The 21,330-nt window shown below is 43.9% G+C and carries 13 protein-coding genes and 2 pseudogenes; 3 read left to right on the top strand and 12 right to left on the bottom strand.

Annotation, left to right across the window (positions count from 1 at the left end):
* Positions 1-18: 18 nt before the first annotated feature.
* From pheT to ELZ11_RS04155, 8 genes and pseudogenes are all read right to left on the bottom strand, one after another.
* Entirely contained in the window at positions 19-2,406 is a 2,388-nt protein-coding gene (gene pheT / locus ELZ11_RS04190; protein WP_137356105.1) for a phenylalanine--tRNA ligase subunit beta, read from the bottom strand.
* A gap of 18 nt (positions 2,407-2,424) precedes the next feature.
* Entirely contained in the window at positions 2,425-3,408 is a 984-nt protein-coding gene (gene pheS, locus ELZ11_RS04185) for a phenylalanine--tRNA ligase subunit alpha (RefSeq protein WP_004741591.1), read from the bottom strand.
* 368 nt (positions 3,409-3,776) lie between these two features.
* A complete protein-coding gene (locus ELZ11_RS04180; RefSeq protein WP_137356104.1) occupies positions 3,777-4,886 on the bottom strand; it encodes a GGDEF domain-containing protein in 1,110 nt (369 codons plus the stop codon).
* 202 nt (positions 4,887-5,088) lie between these two features.
* The gene (locus ELZ11_RS04175) at positions 5,089-6,285 is read right to left on the bottom strand and encodes a hypothetical protein (RefSeq protein ID WP_137356103.1); all 1,197 of its coding nucleotides are present in this window, start codon (positions 6,283-6,285) and stop codon (positions 5,089-5,091) included.
* Between the two features lie 9 nt (positions 6,286-6,294).
* Positions 6,295-7,020, bottom strand: a pseudogene (locus ELZ11_RS04170) (outer membrane lipoprotein-sorting protein); the annotation flags it as partial.
* Between the two features lie 134 nt (positions 7,021-7,154).
* Complete coding sequence (locus ELZ11_RS04165; protein ID WP_374939796.1) at positions 7,155-9,572, bottom strand: efflux RND transporter permease subunit; 2,418 nt, start codon at positions 9,570-9,572, stop codon at positions 7,155-7,157.
* 183 nt (positions 9,573-9,755) lie between these two features.
* Complete coding sequence (locus tag ELZ11_RS04160; RefSeq protein ID WP_137356100.1) at positions 9,756-10,541, bottom strand: TetR/AcrR family transcriptional regulator; 786 nt, start codon at positions 10,539-10,541, stop codon at positions 9,756-9,758.
* A 308-nt stretch (positions 10,542-10,849) separates the two neighbouring features.
* Entirely contained in the window at positions 10,850-12,037 is a 1,188-nt protein-coding gene (locus ELZ11_RS04155) for a hypothetical protein (protein ID WP_137356099.1), read from the bottom strand.
* A 327-nt stretch (positions 12,038-12,364) separates the two neighbouring features.
* On the opposite strand from ELZ11_RS04155, the gene ELZ11_RS04150 reads away from it, so the two are divergent.
* A complete protein-coding gene (locus ELZ11_RS04150; protein WP_137356098.1) occupies positions 12,365-13,129 on the top strand; it encodes a helix-turn-helix domain-containing protein in 765 nt (254 codons plus the stop codon).
* Positions 13,050-13,763, top strand: a complete 714-nt coding sequence (locus tag ELZ11_RS04145; protein ID WP_137356097.1) for a hypothetical protein — start codon at positions 13,050-13,052, stop codon at positions 13,761-13,763. The genes ELZ11_RS04150 and ELZ11_RS04145 overlap by 80 nt, the downstream gene beginning before the upstream one ends.
* Before the next feature lie 131 nt (positions 13,764-13,894).
* On the opposite strand, the gene ELZ11_RS04140 is transcribed toward ELZ11_RS04145, so the two are convergent.
* The 4 genes from ELZ11_RS04140 to ELZ11_RS04125 form a co-directional block, all read right to left on the bottom strand.
* Complete coding sequence (locus ELZ11_RS04140; RefSeq protein ID WP_137356096.1) at positions 13,895-14,413, bottom strand: outer membrane beta-barrel protein; 519 nt, start codon at positions 14,411-14,413, stop codon at positions 13,895-13,897.
* Between the two features lie 432 nt (positions 14,414-14,845).
* Positions 14,846-15,343: an outer membrane beta-barrel protein gene (locus tag ELZ11_RS04135; RefSeq protein ID WP_137356095.1), complete on the bottom strand. Its 498-nt coding sequence runs from the start codon at positions 15,341-15,343 to the stop codon at positions 14,846-14,848.
* Between the two features lie 97 nt (positions 15,344-15,440).
* The gene (hrpA, locus tag ELZ11_RS04130) at positions 15,441-19,382 is read right to left on the bottom strand and encodes an ATP-dependent RNA helicase HrpA (RefSeq protein ID WP_137356094.1); all 3,942 of its coding nucleotides are present in this window, start codon (positions 19,380-19,382) and stop codon (positions 15,441-15,443) included.
* Between the two features lie 137 nt (positions 19,383-19,519).
* Entirely contained in the window at positions 19,520-20,827 is a 1,308-nt protein-coding gene (locus ELZ11_RS04125) for a MipA/OmpV family protein (protein WP_137356093.1), read from the bottom strand.
* Positions 20,828-20,911: 84 nt separating this feature from the next.
* Here ELZ11_RS04125 and ELZ11_RS04120 point away from each other — a divergent pair.
* A pseudogene (locus ELZ11_RS04120) lies at positions 20,912-21,295 on the top strand (VC1380 family protein); the annotation flags it as partial.
* Between the last annotated feature and the right edge of the window lie 35 nt (positions 21,296-21,330).

Below are 21,330 nucleotides of genomic sequence, written 5' to 3'. Positions count from 1 at the left end.
TCTATCTATCAGAAGAGATTAGTCGCGAAGTGCTGCGCCGAATTTCTCTGAGATTGAAGCTACGATAGCATCTACTGAACCAGCGATGTCTGCATCTTCTAGTGTGCGCTCTACAGACTGTAGAGTCAGTGCGATAGCTAGGCTCTTCTTGCCTTCTTCTACGCCCTTACCTACGTATACGTCAAACAGTTTAGCGTCTGTTAGGAATTCGCCACCAGCTGCGATACACGCTTCTACGATGTCGCCAGAAGCTACTGCTTCGTCAACAACAACCGCGATATCACGACGGTTTGCAGGGAACTTAGATACTGCTACTGCTTCTGGAAGCACGCGAGTGTTGATAGCTGCCCATTCGATTTCGAATACGATAGTACGGCCGTTAAGACCAAACTTGCGCTCTAGTTCTGGGTGAACAGTACCAATGATACCCACTTCTTTGCCGTCTACTACGATAGCCGCAGTTTGACCTGGGTGAAGTGCTGGGTGCTTAGCGGCTTTGAAGCTGTATGCTTTCTCGTTCGCTGTTAGCTCTAGAACTGCTTCTAGGTCGCCTTTCAGGTCGAAGAAGTCAACAGTGTTAGTTGCAACGTCCCAGTGCTCTTCGCCGCGAGTACCAGAGATAACGCCCGCAAGCATCATTTCTTGGCGCATGCCGTTTTCAGCTGATGCTTCTGGGATGAAACGTAGGCCTGATTCGAATAGACGAACGCGAGACTGTTGACGCTTCTGGTTGTGAACCACTGTGTTTAGAAGACCTTGGATTAAGCCAAGACGCATTGCTGACATGTCCGCAGAGATTGGGAATGGCAGGATTAGCGGCTCAACACCAGGTACAACAAGTTTTTGCTGTTCTGGTTCTACGAAGCTGTATGTGATTGCTTCGTGGTAGCCACGGTCAACTAGAAGATCACGAACGCGCTTAAGCGGTTGGTCAGCTTCTTTGTGGTCATTCATTTTAAGTGCCGCTTTAGGCGCTTGGTTTGGAATGTTATCGTAACCGTAGATACGACCTACTTCTTCAATTAGGTCTTGCTCGATTGCGATATCGAAACGCCAAGATGGAGACGTTGCCGTCCAACCTGCGTCCGTAGTTTCCACTTCACAGCCTAGACGAGTTAGGATTTCTACCACGTCTTCAGATGGGATTTCGTGACCTAGTAGGCTGTCTAGCTTAACGCGACGTAGAGATACTACGTTTGCTTTTGGTAGATCAGCTTCAGATTCGCTGCCGTTTACTGGCGCAACTTCACCACCACAGATATCAACTAGAAGCTGTGTTGCACGCTCCATAGCAGCTAGCTGAAGTGTTGAATCAACACCACGCTCGAAACGTAGAGAAGAATCTGTGTGTAGGCCGTAAGCACGTGCGCGACCACGGATGTGATCCGGTGCGAAGAATGCTGCTTCTAGAAGTACGTCTGTAGTTTCAGTTGTTACACCAGACTCTTCACCACCAAAGATGCCAGCGATTGCTAGTGCTTTGTTGTGGTCAGCGATAACAAGCGTGTTGCTGTTTAGTTCAGCTTCGTTGCCATCTAGAAGTGTTAGTTTTTCGCCCTGCTCTGCTAGACGAACCACGATGCCACCTTCGATCTTAGCTAGATCGAATGCGTGCATTGGTTGGCCTTGCTCTAGCATCACGTAGTTTGTGATGTCTACAACTGGGTCGATTGAGCGGATACCACAACGACGCAGTTTTTCTTGCATCCAGATTGGTGTTTCCGCTTTCACATTTACGTTCTTAACCACACGGCCAAGGTAACGTGGACAAGCATCAGTTGCTTTAACTTCAACAGATACTGTGTCTTCAATGCTTGTTGCAACAGCTTCTACTGCTGGCTCTGTAACGTCTGCGCGGTTTAGTACGCCAACTTCACGAGCAAGGCCACGGATGCTGAAGCAGTCTGCGCGGTTTGCTGTTAGGTCTACGTCGATAGTTACGTCGTTAAGCTCTAGAAGCTCACGTACGTCCATACCTAGCGTTGTGCCTTCAGGCAGCTCAAGGATGCCGTCAGACTCTACGTCGATACCTAGCTCAGAGAAAGAACAAAGCATGCCGTGCGATGGAACACCACGTAGTTTTGCTTTCTTGATTTTGAAGTTACCAGGCAGTACTGCGCCAACTGTTGCTACTGCTACAGTTAGGCCAAGACGACAGTTAGATGCACCACAAACGATGTCTAAAAGCTCTTCTTCGCCGATATCAATTTTAGTTACTTGTAGTTTGTCTGCGTCTGGGTGCTGACCGCACTCAACCACTTTACCTACTTTAACGCCGGTGAATTCACCAGCAACAGGTTCTACATCGTCAACTTCCAAACCAGCCATAGTGATTTGGTGAGCTAGCTCTTCGCTGTTAATTGCAGGTTTAACCCACTCGCGTAGCCAAGATTCACTGAATTTCATAGTTTCGACTGCCCCGGATTACTTGAATTGTTTAAGGAAACGAAGGTCGTTCTCGAAGAACGCACGAAGGTCATTTACGCCGTAACGAAGCATCGTTAGACGCTCTACACCCATACCGAATGCAAAACCAGAGTATTTCTCAGGGTCGATGCCAACAGAGCGAAGTACGTTAGGGTGAACCATGCCACAGCCTAGAACTTCTAGCCATTTGCCATCTTTACGTTTCACGTCAACTTCAGCTGAAGGCTCTGTGAACGGGAAGAATGAAGGACGGAAACGTACTTCAACTTCTTCTTCAAAGAAGTTACAAAGGAAATCGTTAAGAATGCCTTTAAGTTGTGCAAAGTTTACGTTCTCATCAACTAACATACCTTCCACTTGGTGGAACATTGGCGTGTGAGTTTGATCGTAGTCATTACGGTAAACACGACCCGGAGCAATGAAGCGGAATGGCGGTTTGCCGTTTTCCATCGTACGGATTTGGACACCAGAAGTGTGCGTACGTAGCATTAGATCAGGGTTGAAGAAGAAAGTATCGTGATCAGTACGAGCTGGGTGATCGTCTGCGATGTTTAGTGCATCAAAGTTGTGGAATGCATCTTCGATCTCAGGGCCAGACTCAGTGTTAAAACCAAGCTCACCAAAGAACTGTTCGATACGCTCAACTGTGCGAGTAACTGGGTGAAGACCACCGTTTTCAATGCGACGACCTGGTAGGCTCACATCGATAGTTTCTTCAGCTAGTTTCGCTTCAAGCTCTGCACGTTGTAGTGCGTCTTTGCGAGCTGCGATCGCTTGTTGAACAGCACCTTTCGCTTTGTTGATCTCTTGACCAGCAGTGCGACGCTCTTCAGGTGGAAGTTTACCTAGGCTTTGTAGTTGAAGAGTTAGTTCACCCTTCTTACCTAAATACTGAACTCGCACTTCATCAAGTGCGACTAACGAATCTGCTGTATCAATAGCAGTCGTTGCATTAGCAATGATCTCTTCTAGATGTTGCATCATTTCCTCATCTACCAGTTGGTAGTGTCCGTATCGGATGATTAGTTTTTTTAGATAGCTACACATACTAATCAAACACGCAAACAATGCCAAATTGAATTACTAAAAGAACAAGTTATTGACTAAAAACACGGCAAATTTAACGCGATAAAGCCGATATGGGAGTAAAACAGCCAAAAGTGGCGGTCTTCTAAAAACTCGATTGAATATTCAGACTGAATGACGAGCGTTCAAGCGCCCGTTCAAAACGAGTTAAGTTGCACAACAAAATGGGAGGTTTTTGAGGAAAACCATAAACAACCTATAGAATTATCGCTTCTCGTTCGGCAATACCCTCTGCCGAACGACTAAGAAAAAACTCAGGTTATTTATAGTTGAATAGAGCGGACGCAGTTTTTCCCTGAATCTTTAGCGAGATAGACAGATTCATCCGCCGCTTTGATCAAATCATTAAATGAAGCGAATTTAGGTGTCATTTCAGCGACTCCAACGCTAATACTGCCGATCCACAGCTGATTTCCAGTTTCTATCTGGAGTTCGGTGATTTTCTGACGAGTTAATTCTGCAGCATGTAGCCCACCACGTAGATCGGTATCTGGGCAAATTACGATGAATTCATCTCCCCCTAATCGGCACACAACGTCATCACTACGGAAGGCATTTTTTAGCTCTCGCGCTAAGGTTCTAAGTACAAGATCGCCAGCATCATGGCCGCAAGTATCGTTAATGCGTTTAAAGTGGTCGGCATCAATCAAAATACACACTAAAGGCGATTGGCTTTCTTTGGCGTCTTGCCAGTGTACGGCCAATCGTTTTAAAGCGCAGCGACGGTTTGGAAGTTTGGTTAAGGAGTCCGTAAGCGACAAGTCTTCAAGTTGCTTATTGGCTCTGCGCAGTTCTGCCGTACGCTCCTCGACTTTGTCTTCAAGCAATTGATTAAATCGTAGTAGCTGTTTGTTACGCTCAGAAACTTGCTCAAATAAACCTTTTAGCGCAGCGAGTAATGGCAGCGTAGAGGAATCTTGATCTTTTTCTTCCGCTTCAAAAGCTGACTGAGGAGCAACCCCTTGCTCTATCGCGGCCACTTGCCTAGCCATATTTTGGTCGATACCGAGAATATGATACGCCAACCAATGGATAAGAAAATCAAGCAACTGCCTTGCGGACGACTGATCTTCTTCAAGAATGAAAGCTTGCATGCTGTAGATGTCTTGCATGAAAACGCGGTGAACTTTGATGTGTTCATCGATGTGGTCTTCGTACACACCAACTTCTCTCATCAGAGACTCTTCTTCTTTGAAATGGAACTCGGCATAACGAGTTAAATCAAACAAAGCGGCGCGAATATCGTCTATCGATATTGTGTTTTCAGATAATAATTTGCCGTACTGGTTGATAAAATCCACGAGGTATTGGTGCTGTTCATCGACTTCTTCTATACCAGTTTCAAAATTCTTATCCCATGTAAATGAGCTCATAGATTCCTTAGCACTCACAACTGTCTTATTTAATTTAAAGACATAGATGAAAGTTATAGCAACTTATAAAAACATAAACATCATACATAACAGGGTTATTATTGGGATTTCGAATCCAAAAAAAGCTGATCTCGATCAGCCTAAATGGTTAATTTCTTTAAGTTTTGAGCGCTCTGTCTTAGAGCGCTCCCCCGAAAATCAGTTAAAAATAATACTCTATCGCCATTTCAATAAAGTCATCTTTACGAGCGAAATACAGAAGGTCTTCCGGGGTTTCATTTTCAAATAACCAACCGTTTAATCGCCATTTCAAGTTGTTATTGATCCGGCTTGAGGCTTCTAATTTGGCACTGTAAACGTCGCTGTTATCGAGATCTTGTGTGACCCCTGCTAGCACCTCAGTTCCGTCTTCATCGTTAAGCGCAAATCGCGCTCCTAAAAAGACATCATTTTGGCCAACGCTCTGAGCATTATTGCCTCGGCTATCGTACAAATACTCTGCGATGAAGCCGATATCCCAGAAGGACTCTAGAGCACCAACCCAAGTATATTCAAACCCTGACACTAGCGCGGTATGGTTATCGTAGCTGTCTCGATACACACTTTCGAGCTTCCACAACCAGTCGCCCAAAATACCTTGCACATCTAAACCGACGTGTTGCATTTGCGCGTAGTAAGGCTTGAGCTTTTGACCTTCAAATCGATAGTAAGGATCTCGGTTTGTACCTGCCAAGTAACTTAAGCCGACATCCCAATCTCCATACATTTGGCTATAACGCAGCGCAACATCGACATGCTTTTCTTCTTTCGAGGATTCATAGATCGCATCATCCGCTACTGGCACCGTAGGACGTAACCGCCCGTCTTCTCCCGCAAATGTTCTTTCCCTAAAATAAGGTAACAACATTGCGTCGACCGTTCCCCAGTCTTTCACTGAGGTAAATTGAATCATAGGCTGACCCAATTTAGCTTCGCCATCGACCGATTCTACCGAATCTATCTGATTCACGACATCCACTAAGTGTGCAGATTCAGTCACCCCCCAAAAGACTTTCCCTACCCCAGCTCGGAGCTCGTAATCGTCCCAGTACGTGAGATAGAGCGCTTCTCTGATGTCGCCATGAGTTCGTTCATCGTCATCGCTATCCAATCGATAAAAAGGAGTAAACGTGAAGCTGCCATTCCCTTCTTCTTGCTCCCAATACAGTTCTGGCTGAAGCACAAACGAAGTTTGCCCTTTGTCTTGCCCCTGAGCGCCTTCACTAAAGAACTGCCGATGTTCCACATTCATTTGCCCAGCTAACTCTACAGCCTGACATTCGAGTGACACTTGGAACAAACCAAGCGCCACGGCCGAAGTGACTGCCAACTGCGTTCCTGTCGACACAAAACCTTTCATACCCAGCCCTTACTTCGCGCGCTTAAGTGTATTTTTCTGAAAATCTTTGTCTTTCAGACCCGTTTGAAACGCAAGTTCTGTGGTCGTTAATACTGTGCTTTTCCCGGTTTGGTGGTTCTGCATCGCCATAGTATGCGCGCGCCAGTACTGGTTTAAATACTGCTTATAATCTTGGAATGACAGTGTTTTCAATAACGATCCTTTTCGGTCATAAAACTCAACTTTCAAAGGGCGGTAATGTTCTTGGTCTAGCCAGACTTTTTGCTTGGTATAACCCGAGTTTTTGTCGGTAGGAATCTGTTCTAACACGAAAGTATCTAAGCCATTCACTTTGCTATCTTCAAGGTAATTGAAGGTGTACTTCTCTAATTCAAAGGAGCTCAAATCTTCGTAGGCGAATTCACTCCCCATGAATGGGCCCGACTTGTTACGTGAAGAGATTCGTTTTACACGCTTAAGAGCAGGAAGATACAACCATTGGTCATCAGACTTAGTGATGTGTGAATGGTTGAGGAAAGCGGTGCCTTTTACGTCTCTCGGCTCATCAAAGATAGTCAGGCCTTTGTCTCCATCATCCTCTACTTCTAACGACTTCAATCTCATTAAACGAGTACTACTTTCACCTTGCGCGTTTTTAAGCAGCATCTCCATCGTCGCGACGGAATCACCCCACCCTAGATCCAGCTTTTTACGTTGTTCGGCGATTTTTAAGCCTTTCGTTTCATCAGCGACTGCGATGTTAGACAGTAGACTCGTGGCTAACGCGACCGCTGCAAACACTTTGACTCGGCGGCTTGATATAACATTGTTTAGGTTAAGCATAATGAACTCCTTTGCACTACCTGTTCGACACAGGCAGTGTTATTCCTTTATTTGGCGGTAACGGTTTCTGGGTTGGTCGTAACTGGGCTAGTCGTAACTGGGCTAGTCGTAACTGACTTAGCAGGATCAAGCTGAGGTTGCTTGCTGTAATGCGTTTTCTTATCAAAAATCATGAGTAGGCTTGGAAGAAGAACGAAATCGACCACCAGCGCGATGAATATAACAATGGCACTTAGCAAGCCCATGTCGCTATTCAGTCTAAAGCTCGACATCGCTAGAACAGAGAAGCCAGCGACAAGAACTACTGTCGTGATCCATAAGGCGCGGCCAACGGTGTGGAAGGCGTAACGAACCGCCTCTTCCGCTGATTTCCCTTCAATTCGTGCTCTTTGGTATTTGCTTAAGAAGTGCACCGCATCATCGACGACAATACCGAGCGTCAAGGTCACAACTACCGAGAGCCCTAGGTTTATCTCTCCAGAAATCAAAGCCCACAAACCAAACCCGATAATCGCAGGCGCGATATTAGGCACTAAGCTGATCATACCTAAACGAACAGAGCGCAGAGCAAAGATCATCAAAGCAGAAATCAGAACTAAGGTAATAGGCAAAGTAGAAAGCATGCTGGTCATATTGGTTTCACCGATATGGGCAAACATCAACGAAGGACTAGACGCTAACACTTGGTATTGCGGCGCATTTTCAGCGAACCATGCGTAGATACGTTCTTCCAGTTCAACCAACTCAACACTTCCTAAGTTGTCGACGGTCAGAACCATTTTTATCGATGACTTATCCACGTTAATTTGGTTGTTCAAATCCAACCCGTAAGGCAAAGACATTTCATAGAGCAGTAAATACTGAGCGGCTAGCTCTCGATCCAGAGGCAATTTGTAGTAACTGTCATCATCGCCATGCATGTTCTTGTTTAAACGCATGTATACATCAGACAAGGTCGCTACGTGGTCAGTTTCTGGTTGAACTCGTAGCCAATCAGTAAAGTCTCCGATAGCTTGCAAGAACACAGGATCAGCAATCCCTTGTGATTCATTCGATTTAATCGCGATGCTGATGTTGGTCATCCCACTAATGGTCTGCTCCATAAAATCAGCGGCTTGTCTGAACTCACTAGAATTGTCGAAGTATTTAACCGATTCGTCGTTCACTTTGTTTAAAGGGATTAGACTTGCTGCCCCTACGATAACCAGCGTAGAAATAGGCAATAGCGCTTTGCGATTACTCACAACAAAGTCACCTAGCTTATCCATGAAAGTCACTTCATCAGAGGTTTCAGAGACTTTAGGCAGTGTTTTCACTGGCAAGATTTTCAGTAATGCTGGAAGCAGACTGACCGACAGCAAACAAGCGATCATCACGCCCAAAGCAGAAAGGTTACCGAAATCTCTTAATACCGGAGAGTCCGACATATTCATCATCAAGAAACCAATCGCCGTAGTGACAGAAGTGATTAAGATTGGGATGAAGTTAAGTTGGATGCTGTATTGAATCGCCTGTGCTTTTTCCATGCCTCTTTGCATGGCTTGTCTCATTGTCACAATCACGTGCACGCAGTCTGCGACCGCTAAGGTAAGTACAAGCGTTGGTACGTTCACCGTCGCTGTGCTCAAGAACATGCCTGCCCAGCCAGAAAGACCCATAGTGGCAACAATGGAAGAGATGATCACAAGCAAAGTAGCAACCACGCTAAAGAACGATCTCAACATGAAGGTTAAGAACACCAACACAACAAGCAGCATTAACGGAACCAAAGTTGAACTGTCTTCTTGAGCAGACGTCATGAAGGCATTGTTCATCGCAATGATCCCAGCTTTATGGAACTCCACATCTGGGTAAGCCTGTTGGAACTTGGCTAGCATGTCGTTAATCGCGACAATCACTTCTTGCACTTCACGTGTTTTGTCTATTTCCGGTAGCTGCACCGTTACATTGACAACCGTTACGTCCCCGTTCGCCGATACCAATGAGTTTTTTAGCAGAGGCTCATTGAGTGCAATGTCTTTGACTTTGGAAATGCGTTCTGGGGTAAAGAGATATTCCTCGTACAGCAAATCTTCAACTAAAAGGTCATCTTCTATTGCTTCGGTATGCTGGTAGTTGGCTAACGAATCAACTCGGCTTGAATAAGGAACTTGCCAAGCATCGACGGTTAATTCTTGGATAAGAGTGAGCGTTTCAGGAGTGAAGACATTACCGTCGGCAGGTGCAACGACAATGGCTAAGTTATCTGTTTTTGCGAATGTCGTTTGAATTTCATCAAACGCCATCAATTGCTTGTTAGTCCCTTCAAAGAAGATGTTGTAATCACCTCTGAAATAGAGATTTTTTGCACCTAGTGCAGATAGGATAATGAGTGAAAATACAACCAGTAGCACGATGAACGAGCGTGTGGTTGGTAGCGATTGCCAGCCATTATTTGGGTTGGCTGATTGGTTATCATGTTCCATCACAGTCTCCATTTGTGACGATTCGTCATATATGTGTCATAAAAAGCCAGTTTTCACTGGCCAAACACATTTCGCAGTCAAAAATCATAGAAAATCTGAGTATTACTCTGACAAATCTATAATTAGTGACGAATCGTCATAAATGGTTGTAAATAAACCCACATTTGTGGGTTTGTAGTAAAGCTAGCGCCCGACAGAAGCTAAATAAGCAACTTCCTCACTGAACAACTCTTGCTCTACTCGACGCCAAGTTTTTCGGTAGTCCCACTCTGTAGAAAGGGGCTGCCAATTCAAGCCGTCTAAAATCATGTTCGCGTTATGCAGGACTGTGTATGGATCTTGTAACCGTTTGATACAATGACTATTTGAAGCATTCTGGGATAAAGCATTTGAACCAAACGCTATCGACCAGTTTGCAAATACTATTGCGTCTGCACCAACACCCGAAGAGAATTTCAAGTCACCGATTTCAACCGCTTTATTAACGAGTGAATCCGCTTGCTCAATCACTAACTCTTCTAGTTGGTTCATTTCAGCCACACGCGCATTAGACGCTTTCTCTAATACCCATGGGCTTTTCGCCATAATTGCACAAGTTGATAATACCGGCTCCATGCGAGCATAAATGCGGTAAGCAACGTGCAATGCCACTATCTTCTCTCGGCTATTGCCTTCAAATTCACCTGAGCGAGCAAACAACACTGCTTCAGTTTTTAACGAGTGAATACAAAGGGCTAAAACTACGTCTTCTTTACTGCAAAAGTGATTATAAATCGTACCCTTAGAATACGAACTAGCGGCAGTTAGCTTATCCATTGTTAAATTCCCGAAGCCTTGCTCTCTAACAAGTTCCTTCGCTAACAATATCAACTCTACCTCTCTATCAGCTATCGATTGTTGCTTTTTAGACAACCCCGATTTACAGCCAAATAGACCTTGTTTCTCATTTTTACAACCAAAGCCAAACATAATTTCTCAGTCCGTAATCCTACAACGCTCCTATTCATTATTGTAACACGAATCGGAAATTCATGTACTTAACCATTTTTATGACACTTCGTCATTTTTGACTCATCGTCATAATAGCTCAAATATCGATCATATCAAGAGGTTTTATAAATTAAATTGATTTGGTGAATGTGTTTTGAGTTGAGGTTTTCTGTTCTGAAAGGGGAAATAAGGCACTTAGAGGTCAAACGAGAAAAGAGGTAAGGAGGTAAGGAGGTAAGGAGGTAAACAGATAAGCAACCTAGGTTACCTATCTGTTAAACATGAGTCTATAAGAGCGCAGAACCATTTTCACCTTGAGCATACAGAGCCAAGCTGATGTTCTTCAAAGATTCACTTTCTTTCTGACTCACCGACAACGACGTCACTGTTCCGGTATTCAAGCGAGTTATCATGCTTCTAACCACAGCCAGCGATGATTTAACGCTTGGAATTCGGGTTTCAATAAAGCTGAACCAACTTTCGTTCATGTGATGCTTTACCTTATCCAAGACATCTTTATTGACGATGGTGAATGAATCGGCGCCATCTTTAGCGTCTCTCAAGATATCGTAAATAACGTGCTCTTTCTCTTTGGCAACCAACATACCGGAGATGTTTAGTTGCAACTCTCCTATAGTACCGTTTTTCATTTTGAGGAAGAACTTGATGTCCTTATAGCCAGATTTCTGAGCTTTTGTATTGAAGCGGTCTAGCCCAGAAAGCTTCGAACCAAAGCTATAGCGGTCTTTCAATGCGGATTGATAATGCTCAATGTCTCTAAACTCTTGCGTTCGTGAAATAAAGACTTTCGCCGCCGACATTGCTCTAACGCTCTCAAATTCAATGGTCATTCGTGCGCAATCTTTCAGGTCACCAACATCGTCGAGTGGGTTTCGGTTGGTGATTTTATCTAGCGCGCCATTAAAGCTTTTGATCCCCCCATACGCACCTGGTGGAACCGAGAGTTTCCCGTTGAATAAGGACACGACATGCTTTGAGAATTCCTTCAGTTCTTCCTGCGCTTGAATGATCTCACGATACATCATGAACAACTGTTTGCGCTTAAGCTGAGCATTGGCGAGTTGGTTTTTCGCTTTAAAGCTTGCCCCCTTCGACACTATCTTAGAGGTTCCATCTTTAGAAGAAGTCACCATGCTTTCTTTAAGCTCGTCACTGACATAAGTTTTAAAAGCATTGTCGTCCGTTAGAATAGAGTGCATTAACTCAGCGACTTTCCCTTCTTCTGTCTTTCGAAATGACTGATCTTTTAAGCTTGCTTTGAGCTCTGCGAGAGCTTGTTGATAAGCTTTATTGTTCACTAAGCGAAAGCCTTGAGACATGTGCATAGATCTATCGATATGCTTTAGTACCGCAGGTTTACGCTTCTCGATTTCTTTCTTTTTAAGTGCCCATTCACTTGAAGTAAATGATGTGCCATTTTCTGGCATCATTGAAAACTCTACACTCGTTGGCATACTGTTCCCTTTTCGTTATCCCTAGCATACTCATTGTTTGAGTAACGTCTGCCACTGTTTGTTATCGCTATTTATAAATCATACAGTTACTCTATAACAACGCCTACCACTCATATTGTAGACGTATTCCATGAGAACTCTTGAGTATCCACATAGACGTGCGAAACGAATCGGATATTTGAAATAGGAGCGGCATCTTCGTTAGAAAAATGGTCTGGCTAAAACATCGCGTGTTACTTTCGATGAATTGAATGAATCCGCTATAAATTCGAGTGGGCGTGGCTTACAATAGATCAATTAGTTGTACTACTTTTCAAGAGCATCACTTTGAGCGCAAAATTCACCTATCTCACATGGCAAGTTAATACCAGCAGCCCAGCTGAGAAGCTGGTTTTATTAATGCTAGCGGACTACGCAGATGATGACGGATTTGCCACCTTGAACCTCAACAGCGCGGCAGCTCTTACTTCTTTGTCTATCTACGGCCTTGCTGACTGTTTAAAATCACTCGTCGATAATGGATTTTTAGACAAAGTAAAAGTTGAGCATCGCGGCAAACAAGAAGTTCACGTGTTCAAAATGCTCATCGAAGCTGAACAACCGAAGCAACAGGTTAATAGCATTCCGGTGTATTCTGCACCTGCACCTGCACCTGCACCTGCACCTGCACCTGCACCAACATTTCAACCAGCACCAATGCAAGTGTCAACTGCACCAGTTAGGCCTCAGAACTACCAACAAATGAATGGCAACACAATCTCGACTCACGATCTAGATGAAGAAACCATTCCTAACTGGGCTGAACGTGCATTTAAGTTTTCTGGCTTAGCTGGAGAGCACAACTTAGTGTGGAAAAAGTTTGTCCTTTGGTACAAAGCCAAGGCTAATGAGCTTATGCCCATTTCCCGAATTGAATCTAAGTTGCAGTACTGGTTAATTAACGAGAAACAAAATGAAAGACAACAACAGAAAACCTCTCAACATTCAGGAAATGCAGGACAAGCTAAAGGAAATGGGTATAGACAAAAGCTTAGCCCATCTGAACGCTTCAGGCAGCAGCTTATCCAAAAAGGCAAAAAGCCTACCTTCTGAGAACAAACAAGAAGTACTAGTTCCAGCTCAACCTGAGCCTCAACCCGCTCAGGTACCTGTGGTAGAGCAAGATCCAGCAGAGCTAGAATTGTCCGATTGGTGTATTCATGTATTTGGTTCTTTCCTCAGTGTTTATGAAACGCAGTGGGAATACCAATACGGTAGTGAACCAAGCGGTAAGTTTATTGAATTTGCTAACACTGTCGACTCAGACGGGTTAAACCGCGTTCTTATGCACTGTCATGAGCGAATTCAATTGGGTAACAGCTGGCCACCACAAATGGGTGAGTTATGGATTTTGAAAGATGCGCTTACCGCCGAAGAGCTACTTGATAGTCGTATTCGAGTGTTGTCTCGCAGCCCATCAAACAATATCGAAAAGTGGCTCATCCAGAATAAGCTCTACGATTTAAAGCTTGTCGCTGAAAACAAACTCGATGGTTTATTTAAGAAGTATTATCTTGAAGCTAGACGCTTAGATGAGAAAGGAATGCTACAAACAGAACTTCCTCAACATTTACTTACTCAGCACTCGGTAAAGAACTTAAACGACCTAAAACGTGAAGAGTACGAAGAACAACATGGGAAAGCTTTGAACCCACGTATCCAGCAGATTTTAGACGCGAGAAAGTAACCATCGTTAGGACCTGCGCTATACAGCAAACCAAGAAAGACACAAAAAACGCCAGCATCATTGCTGGCGTTTTATCTATCTGTACTTTAGTAAATTCAGCCTCTGTTCGAGCCCAACCAAACTACAAAAGATTATAAGAAGTGAACCGTCGCGTTTAGAGTGAAGCTCGTCACGTCGACTGAGTCACCGTCGATTTCCATCCCGAACGATTGGTAACTTGCGCCAACAGACAGCATATCTAATACGAAGTATTCTGCACCCACGCCATACATGATACCAACACCCGTATCTTCGCTTAACAGCTGACCGATAGTGCCTGAGTAATCAACACTGTACGAATTTAGACCACCTTTTGCGTAAACGTGCAGTGGGCCAAAATCAATACTTGGTTTAGCTGCAAGATAGAAAGATGAAAATGAAGCGTCAGCTGTTAAGTTATTGTAAGCAATATTGATTTCGCCGAAGTTCATGTAGCCCGCTTCCAGGCCGATAAACGGTAGAATACCGGTTCCGATATGTACACCTGAAGTCGTACCATTTTCACTGTCGACGTTTGACTGACCAAGTTGTCCGCCTGCATAAATCCATGAGTCCGCCATTGCAGTTGAAGACGCACCGATAAGCGCAAGCGTCAATAATGTCTTTTTCATACTAACCTTCTTAATATTATGGACAGTTTAAGTGGACAACCATTGCCGTTAAACTGCGATTCATTTGCCACCTTGATACAGAATGCAATATTGATACCAATTCGAAATAAAAAATGTTTTAACCGCCTTTTTAACGAAAAATACGCGGAGCTCACTATCCGACTGATGACTATGAGTGAAAAGGAAGGGGAATAACGCAAGATTCGGCTAAGTGGGCTTGAATATTAAGGTCGGTAGTAAGCAGTACCGAAAAGGGAATCCTTCGCTCGTCGCACCTTTGGCTTCAACAACTATGTTTGTGCTAAACGAGAAAAGTAGAAAATCAACAAACGTAAAAGAGATCAAACGTGAGAAATACACGTACACTTTTGGTTTTTGTACCAATAAAAAACGCCAGCTCGAAAGCTGGCGTTTTAGTATATGGAGATATGATTACAACAAGTGAATTGTCGCATTTAAGGTGAATACACCTGCATCATCATCTTTCATTTTGAAGTTTTGGTAGCTAGCACCAACTGATACAGGGCCCATGATGAAGTATTCAGCACCAACACCGTACATGATATCTACGTCATCTTGAGAAAAACCGTTATCGCCTTTCAGCTCATATGAATGAAGGCCACCCTTTGCATAAACATGTAGAGGACCAAAATCAATACTAGGCTTAACTGCAAAGTATACTGAAGTCGCATCAAGGTTCGTACGAGTATTGTTTCCGTATTCTACAGAATCAAATGAACCTAGATTCCAGTAACCGGCCTCTAGGCCAATTAGTGGTAAAATTCCTGTACCTACATGTACACCGTATGCAGTTTCGCTCTCGTTACCAAGTGAGTTTTGTCCACCTGCAACACCGCCATAGAGCCATGAATCAGCCATTGCTGTTGAAGATGCACCAATAAGCGCAAGCGCTAATAATGTCTTTTTCATACTAACCTTCTCAATATTATTGACAGTTCAAGCGGCCAACCACTGACGTTAAACTGCCATTTATTTGTCATATCTATTCCGAGTGCAATATTTGTACCTAGCAGGCATCTATCGCATTTTTCACTCGTTTGTCCGAAACCGGGTACGGTGTTCCTAACTGCTGTGCGAAGAAGCTTACACGAAGCTCTTCTATCATCCAACGCACTTCTTTTACATTATCTGGCACAGCTAGACCTTTTGGAATTTTATTCAGTAATTCTTTGTAATCACTCGTTACAGACTCTACTTTGATCATATGCAGCCTATCTTTGTTCGGATCGATAGGCAGTTTTTCCATACGTCGCTCAATCGCTTTCATGTAACGAAGAATATCAGGTAGGCGCTTCCAACCACATTCCGTTGCAAACCCTTTGAAGATCAGCCCTTCAATTTGTGCTTTGATATCTGAAAGCGCAAACGCCATCGACAAATCTACACGGCCTTTTAGCTTTTTATTGATACTAAAAGCAGTCGTAAGGATGGTTTCTACTTGCTGTGCAATTTCAACCACGGCATCACCGAGCTCTGCTCGAACGTGCTCTTTTAGCGCTTCAAACTGAGAAGGCTCCCACACGATACCGCCCTTCTCTTCGATCAACTTATCGATACCACAAGCAATACAATCATCAATCAAATCTAATACTTTACCGTAAGGGTTAAAGTACAAACCTAACTTAGATTTATTCGGTAAGTTTGAGTGCAAATACTTAATCGGTGACGGTACGTTCAGAAGTATCAAACGACGTTGACCAGCTTTCATCGCTGAAATCTGCTCTTGCTCTGTTTCAAACAGCTTAATCTCAACGCTGTCTTTCGTGTCGACCAATGCTGGGAAGGCTTTTACGTCATAACCACCACGCTTTTGTTGGTAGACTTTTGGTAGTTCACCAAAGCTCCAAGTATGCAGGTTTTGCTGCTCAATATCGTCGTCTGCAACCTTTGATAACGTTTCTTGAACTTTATCTTTGAGGCTTTCTTTAAGTTCATGCAGATCTTTGTTTTCTTTCAGCTTGCGCTTACGGTGATCAACCGCTCTGAACGTCACTTTTAAGTGCTCTGGGATCTGATCGAGTTTCCAATCTTCGCGAAGCACTTCAACGCCCGTCATCCGGCGGAGCTCTTTTTCTAACGAGTCAAGCAATGGCGCTTCTAAAGGCGTCACACGCGACAAGAAAGCATCGGCATAGTTAGGCGCAGGTACAAAGTTTCTACGAAGCGTTTTAGGTAGCGACTTGATCAAGCTAACCACAAGCTCATGACGTAAACCTGGGATCTGCCAATCAAAGCCAGCTTGTTCGATCTGGTTTAAAATCGGTAGCGGAATATGAACCGTTACACCATCATTGTCATCCCCTGGCTCAAACTGATAACTCAGCTTAAGTTTCAAGCCATCTTGATGCCAAAAGTTCGGGTAATCCAAATCAGTAACATGGCTTGCATCGCCTCTGAATAGCATGGATTTCTCGAAATTAAGCAGTTCCGCGTTGTCACGGCTAGCTTTCTTCCACCATGTATCGAAGTGACGGCCTGAAACTACCTCGTCACCTACACGCTGATCATAAAAATCAAACAGCTCATCGTCATCAATCAGAATGTCGCGACGACGAGATTTATGTTCCAGCTCTTCCACTTCTTGTAGAAGCTTACGATTCTGCTTAAAGAATGCGTGTTTCGTTTCCCACTCACCTTCAACAAGTGCACTACGAACAAACAACTCACGACTCACTGTAGAATCGATAGAGCCGTAATTCACTAGTCGCTTAGGAACAATTGGAATTCCGTATAACATCACTTTTTCGTGTGCCATCACCGCAGCTTGTTTCTTAGACCAATGAGGCTCGCTGTAACTGCGTTTAATAAGGTGCTTAGCTAGTGGTTCAATCCATTCCGGCTGAATTTTGGCGATGATACGGCCCCAAAGCTTAGACGTTTCCACCAGCTCGGCCGACATAATCCATTTAGGCTGCTTCTTGAATAGCCCTGAACCTGGGAAAATATGGAAACGAGCGTTACGAGCACCTTGGTATTCATTTTTCTCTTGGTCTTTCATACCAATATGAGAAAGCAAACCAGATAGCAGCGATACGTGGATCCCTTGATACGAACCTGGTTCATCATTAAGCTTAGTGTCCATTTCGCGCATCGCTTGATGTATCTGGAAGTACACATCTTGCCATTCACGAACACGCAAATAATTTAAGTAATCTTGCTTACACTGCTTTCTAAATTGATTACTTGAAAGCGCCTTTTGCTGCTCTTTAATGTAGCCCCATAGGTTCACGAACGTCATGAAGTCAGACTCTTTATCAAAGAATCGCTTGTGCTTATCGTCTGAAGACTGTTGTTTATCTGACGGGCGTTCACGTGGATCTTGAATCGACAGTGCAGAAGCAATAACCATGACTTCGTGTAAACACGCATTGCGCGGCGCTTCAATTACCATACGAGCCAATCTTGGATCTATCGGTAATTTCGCAAGCTGGCGACCAATTGCAGTCAGCTTCTTCTTCGCGTCACCGTCTCGAGATTTTTTATTGTCAGCAGCAATGGCGCCTAACTCTTCGAGTAGCCTTACACCATCTTGAATGTTGCGCTTATCTGGCGCTTCAACAAATGGGAAAGCTTGAATGTCGCCTAGCCCTAATGCCGTCATCTGCAGGATTACAGACGCTAGGTTAGTACGCAGAATCTCAGGATCGGTAAACTCTGGGCGCGACTCAAAGTCTTCTTCAGAGTACAAACGAATACAAATACCTTCAGCGACACGTCCACAACGACCTTTACGCTGATTGGCACTCGCTTGAGAAATCGGCTCAATTGGCAAGCGTTGTACTTTGGTACGGTAGCTATAACGGCTAATACGCGCAGTACCCGGGTCGATAACGTAGCGAATTCCCGGAACCGTTAATGATGTTTCTGCAACGTTCGTTGCCAGTACGATTCGACGCCCTGTATGAGACTGGAATATGCGGTTTTGTTCACCCGCCGATAATCTTGCGTACAGTGGGACGATTTCTGTGTCGCGTAAATTACGTTTATTCAATGCGTCAGCGGTATCGCGAATTTCACGTTCACCATTCATGAAGATCAGGATGTCACCTAAGCCTTCATCGCAAAGTTCATCGACCGCTTCAAAAATACCTTCCATTTGGTCACGATCGGAGTCGCTATCATCACCGCTTAATGGGCGGTAACGAGTATCAACCGGATAAGTGCGACCCGACACTTCGATGATTGGCGCATCGTTAAAGTGTTTCGAGAAACGTTCAGGGTCAATCGTTGCCGACGTGATGACCACTTTTAGATCAGGACGCTTTGGTAGCAGCTCTTTCAGGTAACCCATGATGAAATCGATGTTTAGGCTACGTTCGTGCGCTTCATCGATAATGATGGTGTCATATTGATTCAGGAATCGATCGTGTTGAATTTCAGCCAGTAAGATACCGTCTGTCATCAATTTGATTTGTGTATTATCAGAAATCTGGTCGTTAAAACGAACCTTATAACCAACAAACTCACCAAGTTTCGTTTCCATTTCATCGGCAATACGGTTCGCAACGGAGCGCGCAGCAAGTCGTCTTGGCTGCGTATGGCCAATCAAACCAAATCGACCACGCCCTAACTCAGAACAAATCTTAGGGAGCTGAGTGGTTTTACCCGAGCCTGTTTCACCCGCCACGATAACCACTTGGTTTTCTTCAATGGCTTTCGCGATATCATCGCGCTTTTGGCTCACAGGTAAAATTTCAGGATATTCAATGGTAGGCTTGTGAGATGCACGCTCGGTAGCGGTCATCATAGATTTAGCAATGTCTAACGCGATTTCGTCGAAAACAGCATGCTTAGATTTTTCATTTTTAATCTTATTAGCGCCAGCTATGCGTTTACTTAAACGAAATCGGTCGCGCATCATGCACTCATTCAGTGCCTTACGAAGTGATGCAGCATTATTATTTGAAGCAGACGGAGAGTTCGCTGCTTTTTCAGGGGACGAAGTCAAAGCGTGTCCTATTCTTTTCTCTTACAAAAACTGGCGCAAGTGTACCACAATTGATACCTGCGCCTAAATTAGCTTCGAAATTAAAAAAGCCTGAAAGCACAACGCTTTCAGGCTTCGTTTGTTCTGTGCGGAATGAATTAAAATTCGTACTGAACGTAAATCGTGTTGTAGTTACTGCCGCCTTTAATTCGACCAAACTGCGAAGCGTTTTCGAAAATAGCCGAGCGGTGATGAAGCGAATAACCAAACCACATGTTGTCGAGGTCTTTCTTACCGATCAAATCACCCACATTGACATCAAATGAGAAGTCTAAGTAGTTAAGAAGGTGGCTTGGCGTATAGCCTTTTCTTTCCATCTCAGAGCCTTCGATGTAAGTAATCGAATCGATATAAGACATGCCTTCCGCTACACCAAATCGCCATTGCGTAGGCCAATCAAAGGTGTAATAAGCCTTAATCGCGACCACATATTCCGTACTGCTCGATTGAACATCAGAAGACCAATGGTGCGCAATACCCGGCGTTAAATAGATATCCAAAGGAAACCCAAACAGTTCATCTGTTAATGGATGACCGTAGAAGAATGAAGTCAATTGGTTATTGTACTCATCCTTCTCGCTGTTAAATTTCATAATATCGCCGATGTTCGACGGCGTCGCCCAACCATGTGCAATACGTAGGTAAGGCTTGTTACTTAAATCCGATTTTGGCGCTTTAGACTTGTCTTGGAAAAAGCCAAATCCGACATAGAATTCACCTTGGTAACGGTCTTCAACCGCATCAGTGTTATACGCGTTGTCATCTAATCGTGTTACGCTCGTCGAGCCAAGGAGATACAGGTTCGATATCACATGATAACGAGCCTCTACACCAACATTGACATCAATTGCCCCACCAACTTTTTCGCCTGACAATTCAGAAAACGCGTAGTAATGGCTATTAAAGTCAGCGTCTTTATATCTAAAAGTCGCACTTGGGGATATTTCCCAGTCACCAAATTCATAATGACCACTGGCTCTTAAGTTACCGTGAAAACGAAAGTCAGGGTCGGACATGATTTCGGTTTCAATTGCCCAATTCTCATCGAACTTATATCTAAGTTGGCCACCGAAATCTGCAGTGTCACCTTCAATCGCATTCTGTGAAGACGCTGGGATATCGATAAAACGCATACGGGTTAGCGCGTTGATTTCCCAATCACTGTCTTCTGGTTGATATAAAAATACCCCACCTTCCGTACCATTCAAAAACACATAGTCGTTTTCAAAAAACATCATAGGAACAAAGGAGCTGACCGTTTGGTCGCCACCAGAAGTATCAAAAGGAATACTTGCAGTACGATACATTGCCGCAATCCCCCAATCCTGCTCTTCAGCCTGAATGGAATTACTCGATAATAATAGTGCACTGGCTAACAACAAAGATGATGAATATTTGCGCTTCATTCTGTTTTCAATACTCTTACTGATAGATTTTATGTTACTGAATAGACAATTATTGCTCAATTGAGCGATCAAGCCTTAGGTTAAGTGGCTTTTGGCCGTTACAATAAAGGATATTGTCGGATAAATGAAATAATTGTGAAAGTCTCAGAATTACAAAAGCTTTTAAATAGTTTACCTGAAAACTCAGACCCAGAAGTCGTGATGGGCGAAGAGTGGCTACCTGAAAGGTTAGTCGATACACAGTTAAATGGTGAATTACTTTTCTTAGAGTTTGATAACGCCCCTGAAGAAGATCAAGGCGATGAAGAAGGGCGTGGTTTTGTTGAGCATGAAGTCTCGATGATACGCCATCGATTCGAGCAAATTCTAGATGAACACACAGATACGAAAACCAAAGCCGACGCTATGCTTGCCCTATTTTTAATGGGACATGAACTTTCTAGCTCAGAAGTCATCGAAATTTTAGAAGACCCCAATTCAGATAACGATTAATCAGGTATAAC

The organism is Vibrio profundi (assembly GCF_005281835.1).
Taxonomy (GTDB): Bacteria; Pseudomonadota; Gammaproteobacteria; order Enterobacterales; family Vibrionaceae; genus Vibrio; species Vibrio profundi.
Note: the sequence above shows the minus strand (reverse complement) of the source record. Positions and strands in the feature narration are given on the sequence as shown.

Excerpts from the sequence above, each read along its gene's own strand:
- pheT (WP_137356105.1), bottom strand. The coding sequence starts at position 2,406 with ATGAAATTCAGTGAATCTTGGCTACGCGAGTGGGTTAAACCTGCAATT.
- pheS (WP_004741591.1), bottom strand. The coding sequence starts at position 3,408 with ATGCAACATCTAGAAGAGATCATTGCTAATGCAACGACTGCTATTGAT.
- ELZ11_RS04180 (WP_137356104.1), bottom strand. The coding sequence starts at position 4,886 with ATGAGCTCATTTACATGGGATAAGAATTTTGAAACTGGTATAGAAGAA.
- ELZ11_RS04175 (WP_137356103.1), bottom strand. The coding sequence starts at position 6,285 with ATGAAAGGTTTTGTGTCGACAGGAACGCAGTTGGCAGTCACTTCGGCC.
- ELZ11_RS04165 (WP_374939796.1), bottom strand. The coding sequence starts at position 9,572 with ATGGAACATGATAACCAATCAGCCAACCCAAATAATGGCTGGCAATCG.
- ELZ11_RS04160 (WP_137356100.1), bottom strand. The coding sequence starts at position 10,541 with ATGTTTGGCTTTGGTTGTAAAAATGAGAAACAAGGTCTATTTGGCTGT.
- ELZ11_RS04155 (WP_137356099.1), bottom strand. The coding sequence starts at position 12,037 with ATGCCAACGAGTGTAGAGTTTTCAATGATGCCAGAAAATGGCACATCA.
- ELZ11_RS04145 (WP_137356097.1), top strand. The coding sequence starts at position 13,050 with ATGGGTATAGACAAAAGCTTAGCCCATCTGAACGCTTCAGGCAGCAGC.
- ELZ11_RS04140 (WP_137356096.1), bottom strand. The coding sequence starts at position 14,413 with ATGAAAAAGACATTATTGACGCTTGCGCTTATCGGTGCGTCTTCAACT.
- ELZ11_RS04135 (WP_137356095.1), bottom strand. The coding sequence starts at position 15,343 with ATGAAAAAGACATTATTAGCGCTTGCGCTTATTGGTGCATCTTCAACA.
- ELZ11_RS04125 (WP_137356093.1), bottom strand. The coding sequence starts at position 20,827 with ATGAAGCGCAAATATTCATCATCTTTGTTGTTAGCCAGTGCACTATTA.